Source organism: Curtobacterium sp. B8 (assembly GCF_000333315.1).
Taxonomy (GTDB): Bacteria; Actinomycetota; Actinomycetes; order Actinomycetales; family Microbacteriaceae; genus Curtobacterium; species Curtobacterium luteum.
This window is the reverse complement of sequence record NZ_BACW01000215.1, coordinates 8132-10437: the sequence shown is the minus strand read 5'-3', so window position 1 is coordinate 10437 and position 2306 is coordinate 8132. Positions and strand designations below refer to the sequence as shown.

At 73.4% G+C, this 2306-nt stretch carries 2 protein-coding genes and 1 pseudogene; 1 reads left to right on the top strand and 2 read right to left on the bottom strand.

Going from position 1 to position 2306, the window contains the following annotated elements:
- Positions 1-501 (top strand): annotated as a pseudogene (locus I59_RS22625) (hypothetical protein); the annotation flags it as partial.
- A 3-nt stretch (positions 502-504) separates the two neighbouring features.
- On the opposite strand, the gene I59_RS05465 reads toward I59_RS22625, so the two are convergent.
- Entirely contained in the window at positions 505-1698 is a 1194-nt protein-coding gene (locus I59_RS05465) for an FAD-binding domain-containing protein (RefSeq protein WP_022903006.1), read from the bottom strand.
- Positions 1695-2255, bottom strand: a complete 561-nt coding sequence (locus I59_RS05460) for a hypothetical protein (protein ID WP_022903005.1) — start codon at positions 2253-2255, stop codon at positions 1695-1697. Before I59_RS05460 ends, I59_RS05465 begins: the two co-directional genes overlap by 4 nt.
- Between the last annotated feature and the right edge of the window lie 51 nt (positions 2256-2306).

Genomic DNA, 2306 nt, shown 5'->3' with positions numbered 1-2306 from the left:
GGGTGGGCCTCGCACGTCGGACCGGGGACCGCGCAGACCCAGCGCCGGGGCATCCCCGACCACGTCTCTACGGACACCGTGTTCGTGTGGGTCATGGTGCTGCTGCCCGTCATCGCGCTGCCCGTCTCGCTCTTCTACCACCCGGAGTTCCGGTACACCGTCGTCGAGCCGGGCGTGCGGACCGTGGACCCGACGTCGATCTACACCCCTGGGTACGTCCTCCTGCAGGTGTTCACCCTGCTCATGTACGCCGCGGACGTCGTGCTGGCGTACTTCGACCACCGGACGTTGCAGCGTCGCGGCGTGGTCCGGCCGTTCCCGTGGGCGTGGGCCTTCCTGCTCTCCCCGATCCTCTACGTGATCGGCCGGACGGTCGTCCTCCGCACGGTGGCGCCGGGCCGTCCGATGTGGCCGCTCTGGGTGACCATCGCCGTCACGGCCATCGGCCTCGTCGTCGGGGTCGTCCGCGTCGTGGCGACGTTCCAGCAGATGCTCCCGTAGGCGTCACCGCCGCACGAGGCCGGGGATCCGCTCCTTGAACGGGAAGAACCCCCGGGACGCGAACGGCCACGCCCGGCTGTCCCACCGCCGTCGCACCGCGACGAGCCGGACGCCCGCACCGTCGAGCGCCGGCCGGAGGGCGTCGAGCCGCTCCTGCACCGGCCCGACCGGGGCGTACGGCACGAGGACGCTGTCGAGCCGTGCCGTCGCCGCCCAGTCCAGGACGGCAGCCGCACCGGCGGAGCCGAGGACCGTGGCTGCACCGCCGTCGGCGTCGTGTGTCCGCGCGGCCGTGTCGGCGACGGCCCCGGCGGTGAAGTCCCGGACGAGCGACGACGCCCTGGCGGGGGAGCGCGAGGACGCGTCGGCGACCACCGCGGCTGCGGCGAGCGGCGGAGCCGAGCTCCCGAGCTGCGCGAGCAACGAGGCCGGCTCGAGGTCCTCCTCGTGCAGCAGCAACCCCACGCGTGACCCGACGGCCGAGGGCTCCTCGTCGTCGGGGATCGGCGTCGCCGGCGGGAACGGCTCCTCGTCGAGCGCCCGGGCATCCGTGGCGAGCCCCGTCGGCGCGAACCGTCCGTCGGTGTACCGGGCGATGTTCTCCGTCGTCGCCAGGTAGGTCTTCCCCCGTGTCTGCAGCCCCGCGACCCACCGCCAAGAGAGCGTGTTCGACGCCGCGTCGCCGTCGAGGAGGTGCCGGAGGAAGAAGTCCGCCCCGAGCTGCCACGGCAGCCCGAGCGTGAACACCCAGATGCTCGCGAACCACATCCGGACGTGGTTGTGCAGGTACCCGGTGTCGACGAGCTCCCGTGCCCAGGCGTCCATCGCGTCGATCCCGGTCCGACCCGCGACGGCGTCCTCGTAGCCGTCCGGCAGGTCCCCGGCGAGGAGCTCCCGGACCTCGGCCCGGTACCGCCGCCACACCTCGGGACGCTGCTCCAGCCACCCCTTCCAGTAGGTCCGCCAGAACACCTCCTGCACGAACTTCTCGGCGGCGTGCAGGCTGTGGCGGTCGAGGACGGCGTCGACGACCTCCGCCTCGGTCACCAGCCGGTGGCGGATGTACGGCGACAACCCGGAGACGTTCGTCCGGGACGGCCCGAGGTCGTGGTTGCGGTCGCGCCGGTAGTCGGCCCCGGCGCGCGGGACGAAGTCGTGGAGCGCGTCGAGACCGGCGGCGCGGGTGGGGATGGTCACCGCGCCATCCTGCGCCTGCCGGCGTCGTCGCGGCGGCTGTGGCACAGGTCGATCCCGCCGACGAAGGCGACGTCCGCGGACGGGTCGTCGCGGTGCTGGACCACGAAGAACTTCTGGTGGTGCGAGCCGAACACCCTGACGCGCTGGTCGAGGAGCACCTCGCCGCCGGCGTCGTCGACCTTCCGCCCGAGCAGTTCGTTGGACCGGGCGCTCAACGAAGCCGAGACACGTTCGCCGTGGGACCGCCAGACGAGACCGCGGACCTCGACCCCGGACCGGGCGAGGTCGGCGAGCAGGTCCCCGATGGTCGGCCCGTCCGGGAGCAGGCGTTCGTCCGCGTCGCCACGCCAGTCGGTGAACCACACGCGGTCGCCGGGGCCGAGCGCGGACAGTTCCGCGTGCAGGCGGGCGAAGTAGGTCGCGCCGTGCACCAGCGGCCGGACGGCGTTGCCGTCGGACCACGCCGCCCCGTCGTCGCCACCGCCGGAGTGCACGTCGGTGGCGGTGTTGCCGCGTTCGTCGCGGGTCAGGAACCAGTGACGCGGATCGGTGGGCACCTCCGCAGACCACGACCGTGACCGCGTCGACGGCCGGGAGGNCNGNGNNGG